This window comes from Pseudomonas sp. FeN3W (genome assembly GCA_030263805.2).
Classification (GTDB): Bacteria; Pseudomonadota; Gammaproteobacteria; order Pseudomonadales; family Pseudomonadaceae; genus Stutzerimonas; species Stutzerimonas stutzeri_G.
In genome coordinates this window covers 395,364-412,282 of the sequence record CP136011.1, presented here as the reverse complement: position 1 = coordinate 412,282, position 16,919 = coordinate 395,364, and the positions used below count along the sequence as shown (strand labels likewise).

At 47.6% G+C, this 16,919-nt stretch carries 15 protein-coding genes; 9 read left to right on the top strand and 6 right to left on the bottom strand.

Annotated features, from left to right (window positions below; translation table 11 throughout):
• Position 1: 1 nt before the first annotated feature.
• Entirely contained in the window at positions 2-2,347 is a 2,346-nt protein-coding gene (locus P5704_025695; protein WOF82184.1) for a DUF1631 family protein, read from the bottom strand.
• A gap of 94 nt (positions 2,348-2,441) precedes the next feature.
• Between P5704_025695 and P5704_025690 the strand changes: the two genes are divergently transcribed.
• The 7 genes from P5704_025690 to P5704_025660 all read left to right on the top strand — a co-directional run bounded on the left by P5704_025690 (position 2,442) and on the right by P5704_025660 (position 10,614).
• The gene (locus P5704_025690) at positions 2,442-3,458 is read left to right on the top strand and encodes a ParM/StbA family protein (GenBank protein ID WOF82183.1); all 1,017 of its coding nucleotides are present in this window, start codon (positions 2,442-2,444) and stop codon (positions 3,456-3,458) included.
• On the top strand, positions 3,458-3,940 hold the full coding sequence (locus P5704_025685; protein ID WOF82182.1) for a hypothetical protein: 483 nt from the start codon (positions 3,458-3,460) through the stop codon (positions 3,938-3,940). Before P5704_025690 ends, P5704_025685 begins: the two co-directional genes overlap by 1 nt.
• Before the next feature lie 3 nt (positions 3,941-3,943).
• On the top strand, positions 3,944-5,314 hold the full coding sequence (locus tag P5704_025680; GenBank protein WOF82181.1) for an IcmP (DotM): 1,371 nt from the start codon (positions 3,944-3,946) through the stop codon (positions 5,312-5,314).
• Positions 5,315-5,453: 139 nt separating this feature from the next.
• A complete protein-coding gene (locus P5704_025675) occupies positions 5,454-7,922 on the top strand; it encodes a TraM recognition domain-containing protein (GenBank protein ID WOF82180.1) in 2,469 nt (822 codons plus the stop codon).
• 179 nt (positions 7,923-8,101) lie between these two features.
• Positions 8,102-8,599, top strand: a complete 498-nt coding sequence (locus P5704_025670; GenBank protein ID WOF82179.1) for a hypothetical protein — start codon at positions 8,102-8,104, stop codon at positions 8,597-8,599.
• A 57-nt stretch (positions 8,600-8,656) separates the two neighbouring features.
• The gene (locus P5704_025665; protein ID WOF82178.1) at positions 8,657-9,961 is read left to right on the top strand and encodes a hypothetical protein; all 1,305 of its coding nucleotides are present in this window, start codon (positions 8,657-8,659) and stop codon (positions 9,959-9,961) included.
• Between the two features lie 125 nt (positions 9,962-10,086).
• Positions 10,087-10,614: a hypothetical protein gene (locus tag P5704_025660; GenBank protein WOF82232.1), complete on the top strand. Its 528-nt coding sequence runs from the start codon at positions 10,087-10,089 to the stop codon at positions 10,612-10,614.
• Here the strand turns inward: P5704_025660 and P5704_025655 are convergent.
• From P5704_025655 to P5704_025640, 4 genes are all read right to left on the bottom strand, one after another.
• On the bottom strand, positions 10,505-10,936 hold the full coding sequence (locus tag P5704_025655; protein ID WOF82177.1) for a fibrinogen-like YCDxxxxGGGW domain-containing protein: 432 nt from the start codon (positions 10,934-10,936) through the stop codon (positions 10,505-10,507). The two genes, P5704_025660 and P5704_025655, sit on opposite strands and share 110 nt — an antisense overlap.
• A 319-nt stretch (positions 10,937-11,255) precedes the next feature.
• Complete coding sequence (locus tag P5704_025650; protein ID WOF82176.1) at positions 11,256-11,840, bottom strand: fibrinogen-like YCDxxxxGGGW domain-containing protein; 585 nt, start codon at positions 11,838-11,840, stop codon at positions 11,256-11,258.
• Between the two features lie 219 nt (positions 11,841-12,059).
• Positions 12,060-12,581 (bottom strand): hypothetical protein, encoded by a 522-nt coding sequence (locus tag P5704_025645; GenBank protein WOF82175.1) that lies wholly within the window; start codon positions 12,579-12,581, stop codon positions 12,060-12,062.
• A gap of 81 nt (positions 12,582-12,662) precedes the next feature.
• Positions 12,663-15,290 (bottom strand): hypothetical protein, encoded by a 2,628-nt coding sequence (locus P5704_025640; protein WOF82174.1) that lies wholly within the window; start codon positions 15,288-15,290, stop codon positions 12,663-12,665.
• Positions 15,291-15,413: 123 nt separating this feature from the next.
• Between P5704_025640 and P5704_025635 the strand changes: the two genes are divergently transcribed.
• Together P5704_025635 and P5704_025630 are read left to right on the top strand one after the other, a co-directional pair.
• Complete coding sequence (locus tag P5704_025635) at positions 15,414-15,803, top strand: hypothetical protein (protein ID WOF82173.1); 390 nt, start codon at positions 15,414-15,416, stop codon at positions 15,801-15,803.
• 11 nt (positions 15,804-15,814) lie between these two features.
• A complete protein-coding gene (locus tag P5704_025630; GenBank protein ID WOF82172.1) occupies positions 15,815-16,480 on the top strand; it encodes a dUTPase in 666 nt (221 codons plus the stop codon).
• A gap of 56 nt (positions 16,481-16,536) precedes the next feature.
• Here the strand turns inward: P5704_025630 and P5704_025625 are convergent, their stop codons facing one another.
• Positions 16,537-16,914, bottom strand: coding sequence for a hypothetical protein (locus tag P5704_025625; protein WOF82171.1), 378 nt, complete (start codon positions 16,912-16,914; stop codon positions 16,537-16,539).
• Positions 16,915-16,919: the final 5 nt, after the last annotated feature.

Genomic DNA, 16,919 nt, shown 5'->3' with positions numbered 1-16,919 from the left:
GTCAGCTTGGTAATTTAGCCTTTCTCACAGAAACAACTATTGATTCCAATGCTTTTGAAAAAGAGGCCAGGTCATCTACGACCGTAATGGTTTTTGAGTACAAATATTCAGCCAACTGCTCATGAGAGACTTCATCAATTTTCATGCCATTGCGGTCAGCAATCACTACGGTGTTTTTAAACTCGATTCGGGCTGCAAGCCTGCCACGCCATTCCTTTTCCGCTGTTTGAAAGTGCAGCCATGCGCCAACGTTTAGCTTCCTTGCTTTCTCTATGTACTCAGTGGGTGCATTATGGTGTTGACTTAACACTTCATCAGTTTTAATAGGCAACAGCTGAGCAACAGAAATACCAGGGGAGGGCGCAGAGGCTGTGCCTATCGCCGATTCGCCACTGGTGGCGGCTATTTCTTTAAAAGCAGCCTGCCTATCTTCTATAAGCGCAGAAGCGTCACCCACACAATCAAGAATAAGCCTTTCGCATTTCTCATAAAGATCGTTCTGTTGAGAGGCAGTGAGCCTCGCACCCCCCGTTCTATAGTCAATAAATGCAGAAAGAGTGGATTGAGCTTGACTGTAATTGCTTTTATCTTGCTCTGAGAGGTGTTGTTTCAGTCTTAGCACCACCAGTGAAGGCACAATGCATTTATCGATAACCAAACCGAACTGAGCAGATATAAATTTTGCCTCCAAAGAAGTACGTAAGGTAGAGCGTATCTCATCTTTTACCTGTTCTACTGTGGCCTCACCCTGCCAGGCCATCTTTGCTCTATCTAAAACAAGTTTTGAGCGTCTAGAGATGCTCGACCATTTGTCGTTGATTAGCCCTGCGGCCTTTTCAATCACTGCACTATTAATGCTTGTGGCCCGGTCAAATAATGCCAAAGCATCAAGCAGAATTTCCTTAGTGCCATCCATCAAAGGCTCACTTGATCTTCTGCTGATAACGCATACGCGCCATAGTAGATTTTTGAAAGGATCATTTATGGAAGCTAGAGAATCAGGATGCGAAAGAATATAGCGTGTCCAAGGTATTTGAAACTTAACCAGGAAAGGCTTAATTTGGCTCGGTATCGTTTTATCAGCAAGAATTGCATGCATCATCTGCTGAGCCGCAATCATGCGCTTGACATGCCCATCAGACAATGGAGCTTTATTTCTTTTAGCCGCCTCTTTATTCACAATGCCGACTGTATTCAAGACCTTGGGGTCTTCTAGATGTCGAACGACCTCCTGGATGTGACTTAGAACGGGCTCGGCGAACGAATTCTGCTCCAGGAGCAATGGGGGAAGCGACTCAGAGACTATTTTCTCATATCGCTTGAGCAAGTTATTCGCAACCATAGTAGTAATGGCTGGAATTGTTCCCAAGTCTAATTCTTCGTAACCAAAAGATGATTCTGTGCGTTCATTATCGGCAAAGTCATTTTGCACAGGCGCGAAGTGCATGGATGAAAGTAATGTATCAGCCTTTACATGGTGTTTAGTGAATGTAGCTCGGGGCGCCTCTTGATAATCTGATATCTTTTGTGATTCTGTAGATTTAACATCATTGTTACGCGCTGAAGTATTGTGAGAACCCTCAAATCTCAGTAGGTTGTTCTTCCAGGATGCAATATCCTTATGATCAATCCTGGGCAGCCAGCCGTTATTTGCCAATGATTGGTTAGATGTTTCAGCTGACTTTCCTAGTGCTGACAGCCATTTAAACGCAGCACCCTTCAAGATATCAATGCGAGCCTGAGAGGTCATAAATTGCCTATCAATGACTCTTAAAGACTGCAAAATGTGGGTAACCATAAATGCCGCAGAAATGGGGACGTCATTTTCCGTGATATAGGCCTTCGGCCAAATTCGGCTCAACCGCGTAGCGAGAGCCTGGGAATGTGATTGCGTCGTTGCGTGTACGCGATGGATCAGGGCTGAGGCGGCAATTTCCTCGTTAATCAAAGAATCGTCTACGAGCTCAAGCTTCTGGTGGGGGTTGCTGATAGAGGCGGTTTTGAACGCTTTCGTTGGAAGATCAGTTATGGATTTTCGAACGGACATCCTGAGCGATCCAATAAATGCAGCGCCATGATGACCCATGGCCATGACGACCTCTTCTGATAGCCCCGTTGCCATGGCTAACGCGATCACATCCCCTTTCTCAACTGCCTGCTGGCAGCGCGCTATGTCAGCATTAATTTCAGCGATAATTGGCTCAATCGCACCACCAAGCAGATCAATCGCCTGCTGATGATCCTGTGGCGTGGCATAGGCCTTCTGCCTGATCGTAGAGATTTGCATGATTGTGCCATTTATAACTGATTTTGATGGCGCAATTTTACACCAGGCCGCTTCGATCACGCAATGATCTGTCAATATCAATTTTACAGAATAGGGGTTGAGGGGTTGGTTTTATTAATCTATATTAGGTCTATTGACGAAAGGGCTATTTAGCATGAGCGACGAGAAAATAATTTTTGCAGGAATTGATGATGGCCACCGAGAGCTTAAAGCGAAATTTTCGACCGGCCTTCAACTGACAATTGCGTCACGAGCGGCAAGCGGCATCGTGAACAAAATTTCAATCAATGGCTCCAAGAACAGTGTATACAGCTATAACACTGCCGAAGGCCCATTTTCACTAGGCGATATTGACAATGCCGATGATACAGCCTACGACGGCTATCCGGTAAGCGCTCAGAATAGAGTTATCGTGGCTCATGCTTTGCGGATGGCTGGCCTTGATGATCGAAATATGATCAATGTCGTCACAGGGCTCCCTCTTAAGCGCTATTACCTCAAGGGCAAGCCGAATGCTCAGATCATCAGCGCTAAGAAAGAAAATCTTTTGAAGCGTGATGTGCAGGGGCTTGATGGATACAAGCCTGCCCAGATCATGAAGCATGATGTTCTGTCAGAAGGTATTGCTGCATGGATCTCCTATATTCTTCAGCGCAATGAAGAAGGCAAAGTATTTGTCGAGCGTGAGCGCTTGATGGAGCGCACCGCAATTGTCGACATCGGTGGCCGCACCCTCGACATTGCGGTTGTAAAGAACTGGGAACTTGATGGAGATCGAAGCGGAACCGAGGAAATTGGAATGATCTCGATCATCAATGGGGCAAGGGAAAGGCTCTCAGACGAATTTGATGGACTGGATCTGAGTGACGAGCAGGTGGAGCAAGCCATCATGACGCGTCGAATGAAGGTCTATGGGCAGACGCATGATGTTGCAGGTCTTGTTGAAGCCAGCATACTTTCGACTGTGAATGGGTTGCGTTCGAATATCAAGCGCCGCCTCAAAGAGGCCGGTGATATTGATAACGTGTTTTTTGTCGGCGGCACGACAAAGTTTCTTGAAAGCCATATCCAGGACTGGTTCAAAAATCAAAAGATTATGGATGACCCTGTCTATGCGAATGCTGATGGCATGCTGAAGTATGCTGAACTCGTAATGGGGAAAAAGGGCTGATGCGCGTAAGAAAAGTCCTTAACTTCTACCTCGATGAACCGGCTCATGCGGACTTGCTGGATTTCCTGGAGGCGATAGAAGGGGACACTCGAAGACAACAAGCGCTACTTCAGATGGCGCTTGTGGGCTTTCGAGTTATTGAAAAGCACGAAAGTGGGCCTGAGGCTTATTTCAAAGCAAGAAACCCTGATGTTGCTCGTTTGGTTGGCGCACAAGAGAAGCCCGTTATTGAACGTGCCCTCGTCACATCCAAAAAATCAGCACCCAAACGAAAGACGCGCACGTATGAAGCAAAAGATGTTGTCAATTCCAGCGAATCATTTGATGAGGGGCGGGTGCATCAGCCTTCGTCACTGACTCCTGAATCAATTGTTGCTACTGATAATCCCGAGGTGCTTGCGCCTACTTTCAACGAGCCAGAAGACATCGAAGTGTTCGAGGATCCTCTGGCCTTATTACAAAAAATGACTGAAGAGAGATAAGAAATGGCACAACCAAAAGGGGGTGGCGGGGCAGATAACAACATGGAGATGTGGGTCTTCCTCATCGTTGTAATTTTTATACTCGTATTCTGGGCATTCAGCGAGCTTTTCTGGATATATGCTACAGGATGGAGATGGCTACGCATTGCCGAACTCGGAATTGCATCCTATGCCGTACCTGATTTCATCCAGCGATTCACAGGGTGGGATTTTAATGGAGGCCTTGCCTTTCTTCTGGAGGCAGAGCCAGAAGATTTGAACGCCAAAATAATTGGGGGCTTTGATAATATCTATCTAAGGTTCTTCAACTGGTTGCCGGGTTTAGTTATAGCCGCGTCCGGCGCAAAAATATTCATGAGCGCCGATAATGTTTCCATAAAATACAACATGGAAACCTTGATGCTTAAGATGTCAAATGCGTTTCCGGGGAACAAAAGCTTCCTAAATGTTCATCCTGAGGAAACTCCCCTGGATTTCTATCCGGATGACCCCTCTAGTTATGAATATTCCATGGCTATGACTGAACGCCAATTTGGTCAATGCATTCCGCCTCTTGGTCTGATGAAGGAGGCCGAGAAAGATAAAAGCCTTAAGCGTCCTATCTGGGATGGAGCAAAAAAATTCGACAACGAGCTGTGTCGCAAATCTTTCGAAAAACAGGTTGGTGGGCTCTATAGAGGCTATAACAAGCTTGATGATGACGAAAAGAAGCTGTTCGATTTATTCAGGAATAAGATTCTCATTAGGCGTAACGAGGTAATGCCTATACTCACCAACTATATGAAGCAGATTCTTATAGACAGGTTGAATAAAAAGGTCTTTGGAAAAGACCCCAAGGCAAACAAGGCAGTGAAAATCAATGAGCTCGGCAAGCCTTCAGTCAAGTATCTCGCCGATTTCCCATCCCACAAGATGCTGGTTGAAAAACTAACGCAGTTTGTTGATCAAAAACTTGTCGAACAAGGAAGTGCATATCGTATTAAGGAAATTGACGTAAGAAAAATGGCCTCCTCATCAGATCTTAAGTCCGTGCTGCGTCACGTCATGGCTGATGACAGGATGTCGAGGCATGCTTTCACAGCTACGGGGCTAATGACCTTGCTTGAGGCTGCCCGTGAAGGCTCGACCCTGCCACCATCTTCGTTCCGGTGGTTGAAAGGTCGCAATAGAACCCTATGGTACGCGCTCAATTGCGTCGGAAAGAAGGTGGCGTTTACGGAGTCGGCAGGCACCTTTGCGCACTGGCTTCTTGAAAAGGAAGCAAAGATGGCTGTTCCACATGCTGAAGTTACAGAGGCAATTGAGGCGCTTCGTATGGCTCTTGGCTTGTCTTCTAAATTGGCGAGTAAAGATCAAGATGATATGTGGGGTTAAGCCCCACATCGATTAAATAGTGGTATTATTGACAAAGCTATTACAATAAAAATAAGAAGGGCTTGATATGGTTCACGGAGTTACTAAAAACGCCGATCTCGATCCATCGCTCCTAGAACGAGAAGTCAGGCCTATGGGCATGCGGTTCAAGGATGCGATGCAGTTTGGTGGTGGGGCTATTACTGCAATGCTTGCCCTATCGGCTGTCATCACACCATTTCTTGGTTACGCGACAGTTTCAGACTTTCTCCTACTATTTGCCGTTATCTTTTGGTTCATAGCCAGGTCAAACAGACGAAGTTATCCACTTCGTCGCCCAATGGATCCAACCGATCTTGATCCATCCATGAGCCATAAGGATGAAAAACAGCGCAAGAAAGCGCAAGGTGACGGCATTATTCTCGTGGGTAACGACGTTGTTACTCGCGAAGCGGTTTGGATTAATAACGATGATGCCAGAACTCACATGCTTGTATTCGGTTCTACAGGTAGTGGCAAAACAAGATTTCTGCTCAGCCTGTTTTACCAAGCCCTCTTACTGGGTTCGGGAGTTATGTATGTCGACGGTAAGGGCGATACAACAGTATTCGGTCTTGTGTTCTCGATGGTCAGAAGATTGGGGCGCGAGGACGACCTTCTCCTCATTAACTATCTGACAGGCTCCAAGAATCCAAATGCGGCCAATGATGGCAGCAGATTGTCAAATACCACAAACCCATTCGCCTATGGGCCGTCTGAGCAACTGAGATCCTTGATTGTATCTCTAATGCGCGATTCAGGTGGAGACGATATGTGGAAAGGTCGAGCATCTTCTCTGCTCGGTGCTGTTTTGCATGTTCTCTGTTTTATGCGTGACCGTGGTGATATCAACCTGGACATTGGCAAGATTCGTGAGTTTTTGCCACTAGATCGCGTGCTTGAACTTACACAGCGTGACGACATACCAGAACCCGCAATGAATCAGTTGCGTAAATACCTGCTAGACCTTCCAGGCTACACCGAAGAAGATGCATTGTCTGGCTCACTAAGCCCCAAATGTTATGAGCAACATGGTTATCTAACCATGCAGCTAACTGAAGTTATGTCTGAGTTGTCCTCAACCTATAGTCATATTTTCGGCGCAGAACTGGGTGAAATTGACTATAAAGACTTGGTATATAACCGTCGTATTCTGTTCGTAATGCTACCAGCTCTCGAAAAAGATCCTGATGCATTGTCCGGTCTAGGAAAGCTTGTTGTAGCAGGTGTGCGAAGCGCTCTTGCCCCAGCACTTGGTGAAAAAGTCGAGGGCTCCCATGAAGAGGTTATGGACGCCAAGCCAACAAACTCAAACGTACCCTTCCTACTTATATTAGATGAGTACGGATACTATAGTGTTAAAGGTTTCAGCGTGGTCGCAGCGCAGGCCAGAAGCCTTGGTGTAGCTGTAATTTTCGCAGGTCAGGACTTGCCAAGCTTTAAAAAGGGCGGAGAAGACGAAGCAAAGTCGGTAATTGCAAACACTAACGTCAAGGTGTTCATGAAACTTGAAGATGCCGGTGAAACTTTGCAACTTGCAATGGAGCGCGGAGGTGAGGCCGATACGGTTGTAACAGCTGGCCATGAAGTTAAGGGAGAGATATTTTCTGGCTATGCCGACAACCTTCAAACGCGAGTCGAGAAACGCAAGCGCAATAACATTCGCGACCTGGTGAATCAAAAGCCCGGACAAGGGCATGTTATGTTCGCTGACCTCATTGTTCGCTGTGATCTGTTCTTCGCAGACCCAAGGACATCGGCTGAGTACCGAATCAATAGAATGCTGATGGTCAATCGCCCAAACAGAACGCTCGTTGACAAAATTAGTGAATCAAAATCGATCATTGATGGCCTGTTTGAGCGTGGCGGCGCAGATGAATCCAGGCTTGGTCACCTTGAGCTCGACAGCGGACTCAAGGCATTGTTTAACGGATTTGAGCTGTGCCAGGATCGCGATGAAGACATGAATAATGCAGCCAGGCTTTCATTTGGGATGATGGAATATAAAGAGCAATTGACTGACGACGAGTTTGTCTCATCACTGCTTGGCGGTAATAAGTCTGATCAAAAAGTCCCTGGGCCAAGCCTGGAAAAAGGTGGAAATTCCAGGGCGAAAACCAGTGGTTCGGCGCGCAGCACAACTGAAGATCGGGCAGAACAGTTGCTGAGCGATATCAACGAATCAAGTTCTGATTCAGATCTCGATGAACAGCTTGATTCTGGTATGCCGTTTATGAGGGAGCACTTCGAAACCGACGCAACGATTAGAGATGAAGCTAAAACTATCTTCAACTCGCTGACTGATATTATTAATGCCAATATTCAACAGCAAATCAATGATCACCCGGATAGCTTCTCGCCAAAAGCGCAAGCAGAAGCAACGCCTGTTGAGCAACTGTACAGACTTGAGGTCGAGCATGGCGGTGATGAAGAGCTAGCAAGAAAAGAAGCTCAGAGGGGCATGAAGATCATTGATGAGAGGATTCAGTACCCTGGAGAACCACAGCCTGAAAGAATTAAAAAGGACGTAATCAGCAAGACAATTGATGAGCTGATGAAAACAATCCAAACGAAGAAGTCTGAAGACTAATCGTAGGGATTTAATCAAAAGGCCATGCTCAAGCATGGCCTTTTTAGTTTCATCGCTACCATTTAATTTAGTTTTAGTTATATATCGAGAGTATAACCATTAATCTAAAATATGCTTATTGATCGTTCTTTTGATTCTTTGTCAAAGTGGGGATATATACTTTGCCAGGGAGTATCGTCATGGCAGTTGCAGATAACTTTTTCGCCAAAGACATGAAGAAGAACGTACAAAGCGTGCGTATTGAAGAACTTTTAAAGGTCGTTGAACAGTCAAGTTTTGAGACGCGTCTCGCTGGACGAGCCAACAATAAACAAACAGGTATAGAAGCTCGGCTGATGCTGGTGACTACCGGGCTAAATGCCGAAGAAATGAGCCTGCTTAGAGATGTCGCGCCAAACTCAACTACCATCCCAGGACGAATGACCTGCACGTGGAAGCTCTCTAGCCGTTTTGCTGTTGAAAACGCAGCCGGGCTTGGCGACATGATGAAAGGCCGACTCACCAAGGATATTGGCAAAACCTATGAGCACCGCACTGAGGTAGCAAAGGGACTCACGACGTTCAGATCACCAGAGCCTCTGGCTATTGAAGCAAAGGAGCCTGGGCTTTGGGGCAAGATGTTAAATAGCTTCAAGCAGGACAAGCCACGCCATGAATCCAGCTATGGTATGGGTTGAAATTGACAAACCATTTCTATATGATACGCGCAAATTGACGAGAGGTACGCAATTCCAATGATCACTATCGGCAGCATTAAAGGGCTTGAAGCGGGCAAGACGACCGGTTTCGTTGGCTATCCACGCGAGTATGTTATCGGCGCAACCGCATCAACCAGCTTTATTCGCGGTGTTGATCAGGCGGGCGATCCTTTCATCCTTGAGCTCTCAATTCCTGAGCGCTTCATTGAAGAGGCCAAAAAGAAAACAGACATCAGTATTCCTGAGGTCGCCTCGCTTGCTGAAACCCACCGTAAAGCACGGAATCCATGCTTCTGTGCGCCCGACAATGGCCCCGTTACGATGAGTGGTGGTGTGTTCTTGGCTGAGCAGGTTCAGGTGGTCGACAAGGCTAAGAATCACTATAAGGCCAATTGGCTGTCGATTCTGCGAGATGTAGACGACGCACCCAAACCGAGAGCGGGAATCGGCTTTCTGGAAATTAATAGCAAGCTCGCCGTGACCGCAGAGGCTGAGGAAATGCGTGTCAAGCTGATCGCAATGAACCAGGCGTTCAAGGAAGCCACCCTGAAAAATCCTGATGCAGACACCATCATGGGCATGTCAACGCTCGAATTTTCTGCTGAGCGCGACGCCTTGGCGCATTCGCTCTACAACAGCGCAAGTAAGCAATGGTTTATTGGCGTAGACGTTCAATATCATCTTCTGGAGAGATTGAACATGTCCGATGAACTCGGCACCCGTAAGCGCGTCGTTGACATGATCAGTGGTAACACTGTTTCTGGTATGTATGGTGGCGTCATTCTTCGGCCAGTTCAGCGCAATGGTGAGAAAGAGGTTGTGATTGTAGATTCGGTGCGTAAGTTGAACCACCAGTTCGATTACACCAAAGGGGAAATTCCAACGGCGGACAGTGTCTGGTCGACCTTTGTTGAAAAGGGTGGCTCAGGCTGGCTGAAGACGATGAAGGCTAAAGGCTATGACGTTGAGGTCATTCCAGTTCAGCGAGTCAATTGCGGCCCGGTTTCCAACCAGAAATACACCAAAGAAATGGTCAAGGGTGGTTTCTCGAAACAAATCAAGGCATTTGTTGATACTCGCTTCCATCACGCGCCTTACGTCAACTTCGGGCTTCAAAATGGATATCTAGCCTGCCCAATCGCCATGAGAACCGCTGAGACGCGTAAATCAGGCTATGCAGGTACTGTGCTGCTGTCTTCCATCCACTCGTTCGGTAAGGCGATTGGCAATGTTCTGGAGCTAAACAGCAGGGGAGAGCGCGCCTTGAAGCTCTCTCAACTTCCAGAGCCCTTTGTAAAGGGCTATCCGAAGCGAGCCTCGGACATGGAATACAGTCAGTAACCGAAAAGAGGAGGGGTGGTTGAGCCACCCCTTAGCTTATGCCAAGCCTATCTCCCTCTCTCCTGCGCTCCGCCTTGCTCTATAACAAGCTATGCACTCTGCTAGAGGGGCATGATTATGATGCCATGACAAAATTGGTGGCGGATCAATTAGCCAAGGGTGAAGAGATAGCGGATCTTCTGATGACAGATCCTGCCTACAATCTCAAAATTGCGCTGATTTTTTCGTCATTTAATCCATCCTTTGCCTGCTATTTGATGGATCTTTATTGGCATCGCGTCAGTCATAGCCATGTTACGAAAGAGCTTGAGTTGACCGCAGTGGTCATTCATGCAGACAAGCTTCTCGACACCATGTGGTCTGTCGATATCCCGATCAACTTGCAGGCTGCCATGATAGATGCAATTCCATTAGGCGGTTGGTCACGCTATCGGTGTGGAACACTGGATGAAGCCGGAGACAATCCAGCAAGGGTGTTGCACCTAGCCCTGTCAGGAGGCAGCAGTCTAGTGGAGCTTAATCGGATCACATCTTTCAGCCTGATCAACCTTCTTGTTGAGCACGTATTCGACAGACTCCCCGTAAAAGAACTGATGGTGACTGGCCATCAATACTGGAAGCGTGCTGTTGCGCACAGGGATCTGTGCCTTTAGACCTTTGCGGGTCTTTAATATTTGGGTGCGCTAGCTTCAGCGCTTCAAGGTATTTGTATTTAAAAACTGCTTTTTCGATTGAGTTAATATCAAGATCAGATAGCTTAAAGGTTTCTGGTGAATATTCGCTCGGGCTTATATTCTGGTTAATTGCTTCGCGTGTGGAGTTCCATCCAAATAAGCGCTGCTGTACACCCCTGCCCACAAGCGTCCAGCCGCCACCATCAGTAACCATGTCGCAATAAACAACTTTCTCATTGCCAGCAATATTGATCGTATAAGTTCCACTCGAAAGCGAGGGGTTGTTCGTTTTGAGGCTCATACAGGATCTATTGACCAGATGCTCTGGTGATTTCTGCCCGACTAGGTAAATGGGCACCTTTAGGCGGATAATGTTCTCAGCAACGGCTACAGATGAAAATGCAGCAATGACCAGTTAAAGTATTATTCGACTATATTTATTCATTGTTGATGCCGGTTGTGTGTCATCTAACCCATACTGTCCAGGCAAATGATTCATGAGTGTCTTGGTAAAATGAGCCCTTAAGCGCATATCCTCTACGTGATTGAATTGAATTCATTGGTGAAAATGCCCAACTAAACTTAGTCCCTCCAGTTTCATCAAGGGTCAGCGTTTCCTCTCACTCTATGCCAGTGCCTTTACTGGTCGTATACATCGACAGCTCAGGGTCGTGATAATTGAAAAAAGTAACGGGGTTTCGGTGAATCTCGTATTTCGCTTTTGATCCTGCCAATAAAGTCCGTGGTATTTCACCCGTGCTGTATTTGAACTCAACAAAATCGACCGCCGTTGCTGAGAGGTCTTTACCAAAAGCAGTATGGGTATGGCTCGGGATTTCTGACGCGCTAAGCGTGAAGCTTTTGCCAGCACTGAGTGATGGGTCGTAATCAGATTGGATTCCAGCATTCCAATTCCTGGAGGGATTGCTTTCGAACTGAGCCAGAACCATCGTCCAGCCGCCACCCGCTGAAGTCATATCGCAGTAGACTGGCAGGTCAACACCGCTTGGCTTGATGGTGTACACCCCGCTTGCAGAATCGGGCTTGGATTGCTTGATCTCATTGCATGAGCTAAAGAACACTGGGGTCGGTGCCTTAGGCGCAGAAGCAATAGGAGCACTTGCGCGCAAAATGTTACCTTCACTGGCAATTGCTGGAATGACTAAAAATAATCCAGTAAATAGGAGGAGGGTTATTCTTTTCATAATGAAGGCACCTGGTTTTCTGCAAATAATAGCCTTTATTATTAGCTTAAACAAGGATTACAAGAACAGAGCCTCGAAAATACGGAGTCCTAAAGAGAATGCATGTTTACCTTCAGGTTGTTTTAGTCGTGATTATAACTTTGGGGTTCGGGTGACGATGGGAATATTTAAAACTACCCATCATCAGCAAGGAAGACTAGTCATAAGCCGCCACGATTATCAGCCTGAAAACATGAAATACAAAACAAGAAGCACGACTGTGGTAATGATAATAGCTCCTAGGAAGTTGCCAGACTCCTGTCGAGCTCGTTGTTTCGCCAGATCCTTCTCGACCAGGACTAGCCTCTCCTTCACCATGGCAGCATGCGGTCGCAACTGCTCATTGGCCTCATTCATTTCTGCTTCGGTGTCGAACTCATAATTGTCGAAGTAAATCCCTGTAAGGCCACTCCAGGAGTGCATAGTGTAATTGTAGTTGCCCTCACTGAAGGTTCTCTTATGCAGGGTTAGGTTCACCAGGCAGTTGGCGCCAACGGTTTTTACGCAGTTGAACAGCTCATCCTTCGCATCACTTGGTGATTTATACCACTGGGACTGAACGTAGGTTAGGTAGTGTTCGCCGCTCAGGTGCTCTTCTGAGAAGACGTAATGGCCCTCCTTAATTGAAGATCTCAACGAATAATACGGAACCAACGGGTTCTGAGGTAAGATGAGAATCTTTTTAATTGGGTTGCAATCCACACCGCTGCGCAACAAATTTACGGGTTAAGTGAAAGGCATTCCAGGGCGTCCTTGCCCTGAATATTCCTTGTGCTTGCACCCTTAGGGCGCAGAATTTCCAGACTCAGACTCAGACTCAGACTCAGACTCAGACTCAGACTCAGACTCAGACTCAGACTCAGCCTCAGCCTCAGCTTTATGCTCGGCAGCATCAAGAGCACGCTCTTGATCCATGATCAAGCCATACACATAGTCGAGCACAACAACAGGTAGGTCTTCATATAGGCCATTGAATAGCTTGAACACCTCTTTTTGAAACGACTGCTCGGGTTTTTCCTGGGCATATGCTCGAAGGTGTATCCCGTTTCTTATCTGCTCCGATTCGTCCAGGAATAGCTGCCATTGACGATCTATTGCCATCAGCATGCATTGCTGAACGAGCTCATTTCGTGACTCACCCAGCTGCCCAAGGCGCGCCATGAGGTCAAAGCGGATCCATTCGCTCAGTTTTTCTTTGTAGTTGTTGGCATTGAACCCACTGGCTGAAAATTCAGAATACAGGTTTTCGTACCAAGACTTAGAAAGACCCCATTGTGCAAATTTGCTCGCAAAGGATGCTGTATCCCACTCTTCTTCAAAGCCAATACCACCATTAAGGTAGCTGGCGATCATCTGACCCATTGCATATTCAACTTGGCCATTAAGCATCGCTACCGCCTCTTCAATCTCTGCATGAAGAATCGACTTTCTGATTGAGAAGAACACCTTTCTCGGCTTGTCAATAACGGTGTCTTGCTTAAGCCCCTGCTTTCTAGAGGCAACATACAGCGACTGCTTGCGCGACTGAGCCTGGGCAATTGCCCTGGTGATCATGGGGTGCTCCAGCCCATCGTCCTCTTCCACTCCCATTTTGCGGAAGAAATTGCCAAGGGCTTCACCGCCAAAGTTCTTCATCAGTGGATCATCAAGCGCGATATAGAATCGGCTTTTACCCGGATCTCCCTGACGACCGGAGCGACCGGCCAATTGCAGGTCAAGCCTTGGTGAGTCCAGACGCTCACAGCCGATGACAAACAAACCCCCAGCCTCCAGCACTTTCTCTCTTTCATTCTCCAGTGGAGCACTGATGCCGAACTCACTTAAGGTTTCTTCATCGTAACCCGCGATGATTTCGTTGTTGCCTCCAAGCAGAATATCAGTACCTCGACCCGCCATGCTTGTGGCAATAGTCACAGCCCCCAAGCGGCCCGCCTGAGCAACGATCAAGGCCTCGGCGGCATCTTGCCGGGCATTGAGCACGCGATGAACGATCCCAGCCTCCTTGAAGATTACAGACAACTTCTCAGAGTCATCGACGCTTGCGGTTCCGATCAGAATCGGCTGACCCGTTGCGTGAATTGCCTTAACGTCGGATGTAATTTGCTTGAGCTTGGCTTTTTGAGACAGAAATACAACATCCGGCAGGTCTTCACGAATGCGGGGCTTGTGAGTCGGCACGGGAACTACCTGCAAGCCATACAGATCTTGAATCTCTTCGGCTTCTGTAATTGCTGTTCCAGTCATCCCACTGACCTTCTTATACAAAGCCAGGAAATTTGACAGCGCAATCTTGCCTAGATCCTTGGATTCAGGTCGGATCGTAATGCCTTCCTTCGCCTCTACAGCCTGATGGATGCCATCACTCCACCGACGCCCGTGAGACAGTCGTCCTGTTTCCTGGTCAATGATGATGGCTTTGTCGTCACGAATGATGTAGTCCCGATCCAGACTGAAAAGGTGACACGCTTTTACACAGGCTGTGACGATGCGCCATAGGTGAGATTTTCCTGTTTGCCACAGCTCCTTGGGGTGAGTGATATAGCCCTCAGCAACAAAGAATTGCTCAATCTTCTCGGTTCCCGATTCTGTGAGAAATGCTTGATGCTCAGCCATGTTCACTGCGATGTCAGCGGTCACATCGCTCGCGTCTACCAGCACCTTTTCAAGCTGGGTGCGCTTATCCTGAGAAATATGCTCATGGCTCAGTGTGGTGACCATCCTGTACACGGCGCTCCAGATGCCCTGATCTAGCTCCCCTTCGCCAGATAGCACCATCGGCGTTCTTGCCTCATCAATGAAGATCGAGTCTGCTTCATCAACAAGTGCGAAGTCGGTGCCCTGCTGCAAGAGATTTTGGGTTGAATAGGCAATGTTGTCGCGAAGGTAGTCAAATACGAATTGAGAGGGCGTCCCGTAAACGATATTTGAGCGATATGCGTACTGCCGGGATTCGTGGCTAAGATCATTTTGGAGGTAGCTGACCGTTAACCCCAGCGCCTCAAAAAGTGGCTCAAGAAGCTGTGCGTCTCGCTTGGCCAGGTAATCATTCACCGTCATTGCGTGTGCACGATTTTGAAGGCCGTGCCAGGCAAGAGGAAGCGCTGCGGTTAGGGTTTTGCCCTCACCTGTAGCCATTTCTGCTATGCGGCCATCGCTCATGATTAGCGCGCCCATGATCTGTACCAGGTATGGACGGAGACCCAGCGTTCTTGATGCCATTTCAGAAATGATGGCAAAGCCGATCAACATGGACTCTCGGTCGGTACGACCATACAAATTTCCGAAACTGTTGGCCAAAGTCCCCTGTGGTAGGCCGCTCAATTCATCCCAGATTTGCTTTACCCGAGATGCTTCGTTCCTGTACTTATTAACTTTTCTAGTGCGCAAGTGCGCGTCTAACAATTTGAGCATAACCAACTCCTGTGAAGGGCTCAATCATACTGCGAAAGTCAGACTATGTAAAATGAATAGAGGAAATTGACAGCGTTGAGCCAGTGGCTTATCCTTTCTTCATCAGATCTATTGGAGATAGGCATGAAGATCACCACACTTGCGCTAGCACTGATGCTGGCCTCTGGCGTCGCAATGGCCCAAGACACGGGCGCTCGGTCGGCACAGGAAACTGTCGAAGCACAGAGCGTTAGGCCGGTATTCGTTGTCGACCCGCTGACCAATGAAAAGCGCGAGCTTAGTTTCGCTGACGCCAAAAACCCTGAGGTTTTAGTCAGTCTGCTGCCAAGACTGGAGGGAGTGCCTGAAATATTCAGGCTCTACCTGGAGAAAGGATACGCTCCCTTTCACGCCTACATTCTTACCAATGCTGACGTAATCAGGGCATTGAAGGTGGTTAGCCCAGAACTTCCACTCAATGAGAACGTTGAGCGCAAGATTGAAGAAATTCGCAACCTTTACCAACCACAATGAGAGAATCCTTAATGGAATTTGCAAGTGAACACATCACATCGAAACTGCTAACTATGCTGAAGTATCAGGAAGCGTTAAACGATGTGTTTGCGCCAGATTGGCGCACTGAGCGCTATCCTTACCTGCGCGCTGCGGTTGTCGAAGGCGGTGAGATGATCGATCACCATGGCTACAAGTGGTGGAAGTTGCAGAGCAAAGATCTTGGCCAGATGCAGCTTGAACTGGTTGATATCATCCATTTCTATCTCTCCGAGGTTGCACGCCACTATCAGGGCAATGCCGCCCAGGTTCTGCGTGACGAGTGGGTAAAGGATGAGATGCAAGTCCAGTTTGATGGAAAGCCCTATGTGCTTTCTGAAATGAGTCTGCTTGATAAAGTAGAGCTCATGATTGGGCTGGCGGTTTCACGACGCATTTGCTGGTCGCTCTACCGCTCCGTGCTGGCTGATTCCGAAATGACCTTCATGGATCTGTATCACCAGTACGCCGGCAAAAATGTGCTCAACCTTTTCCGTCAGCATAATGGGGATAAGAAGGGTACATATATCAAGGTGTGGGCCGGGAAAGAAGACAATATCCATCTTACAGAATTGATGGCGGAGTGGACGCCGGAAGAAACGATGGACGATCTGTATGTAAGGCTTTCGGATCGCTATAAGCAGCTAACGGGTCAGTAAGCCCGCAGAAACAAAAAAAGCACATGCCAGGCATGTGCTTTTTACTTTTGGGTGGATTATTTTTTTGTCCACATGTTGAGAGGGAAGACCATGCACCAGGCGAGCTCGGCGCCCTGCTGGGGCTTGTAGCGAATTTTTCCCTTCTTGATCGAGAAGTGGCAAATTTCCTTAACTCGCTCCTTGCACTTGCAGTTGCTTTTCAAAATATCCAGACTAATACCGCCCTGAAGATTAGAGACGGCGCACATCATGAGCTCCATCACAGGGTTCTCAAGCTGACCGTACGCAACCTCTCGCTGCTGCTGCTTGTTGTAGCCGGTTCGATCATTGAATATTGCGTCGTTGGCAGGTGTTTCAAAGCAAGACATGCCATCTGCGTAGGCAGGCATGACGAATGCCATCATGAGCATAAATGCCGCAATTATTTTCTTCATGGTAT

Bases quoted from the DNA above. Each gene is read 5' to 3' on its own strand.
- P5704_025690 (WOF82183.1), top strand. From the start codon at position 2,442: ATGAGCGACGAGAAAATAATTTTTGCAGGAATTGATGATGGCCACCGA.
- P5704_025685 (WOF82182.1), top strand. From the start codon at position 3,458: ATGCGCGTAAGAAAAGTCCTTAACTTCTACCTCGATGAACCGGCTCAT.
- P5704_025680 (WOF82181.1), top strand. From the start codon at position 3,944: ATGGCACAACCAAAAGGGGGTGGCGGGGCAGATAACAACATGGAGATG.
- P5704_025675 (WOF82180.1), top strand. From the start codon at position 5,454: ATGCGGTTCAAGGATGCGATGCAGTTTGGTGGTGGGGCTATTACTGCA.
- P5704_025670 (WOF82179.1), top strand. From the start codon at position 8,102: ATGGCAGTTGCAGATAACTTTTTCGCCAAAGACATGAAGAAGAACGTA.
- P5704_025665 (WOF82178.1), top strand. From the start codon at position 8,657: ATGATCACTATCGGCAGCATTAAAGGGCTTGAAGCGGGCAAGACGACC.
- P5704_025660 (WOF82232.1), top strand. From the start codon at position 10,087: ATGACAAAATTGGTGGCGGATCAATTAGCCAAGGGTGAAGAGATAGCG.
- P5704_025655 (WOF82177.1), bottom strand. From the start codon at position 10,936: ATGAGCCTCAAAACGAACAACCCCTCGCTTTCGAGTGGAACTTATACG.
- P5704_025650 (WOF82176.1), bottom strand. From the start codon at position 11,840: ATGAAAAGAATAACCCTCCTCCTATTTACTGGATTATTTTTAGTCATT.
- P5704_025640 (WOF82174.1), bottom strand. From the start codon at position 15,290: ATGCTCAAATTGTTAGACGCGCACTTGCGCACTAGAAAAGTTAATAAG.
- P5704_025635 (WOF82173.1), top strand. From the start codon at position 15,414: ATGAAGATCACCACACTTGCGCTAGCACTGATGCTGGCCTCTGGCGTC.
- P5704_025630 (WOF82172.1), top strand. From the start codon at position 15,815: ATGGAATTTGCAAGTGAACACATCACATCGAAACTGCTAACTATGCTG.
- P5704_025625 (WOF82171.1), bottom strand. From the start codon at position 16,914: ATGAAGAAAATAATTGCGGCATTTATGCTCATGATGGCATTCGTCATG.